Raw genomic sequence first — 338 nt, 5'->3', positions numbered from 1 at the left:
GGACCAGTCCTTCCGGGCGTTGCTCGCGCAGGTGCGGGAGACGGTGCTGGGCGCGCATGAGCACCAGGATGTGCCCTTCGAGAAGCTGGTGGAGGTGCTGCAGCCGGAGCGCAGCCTGAGCCACACGCCGCTGTTCCAGTCGCTGATGTCGCTCCAGAACGTGCCACTTGAAGAGTCCAAGCTCCCCGGCCTGGTGCTCAAGCCCGTGGACTTCGAGGGCCGGACGTCGAAGTTCGACGTGAGCGTCTTCTTCACGGAGACGCCGCAGGGACTGAGCGGATCCGTGGAGTACAGCACCGACCTGTTCGAAGCGGCGACGGTGCGCCGGATGGTGGAGC

At 66.3% G+C, this 338-nt stretch carries 1 protein-coding gene; it reads left to right on the top strand.

The features are described 5' to 3' along the window. On the top strand, positions 1-338 hold a 338-nt coding region (locus ACLEQD_RS45320), incomplete at both ends, for a condensation domain-containing protein (RefSeq protein WP_410392061.1).

The organism is Corallococcus sp. 4LFB (assembly GCF_046520365.1).
In the GTDB taxonomy this organism is placed as follows: domain Bacteria; phylum Myxococcota; class Myxococcia; order Myxococcales; family Myxococcaceae; genus Corallococcus; species Corallococcus caeni.
Note: the sequence above shows the minus strand (reverse complement) of the source record. Positions and strands in the feature narration are given on the sequence as shown.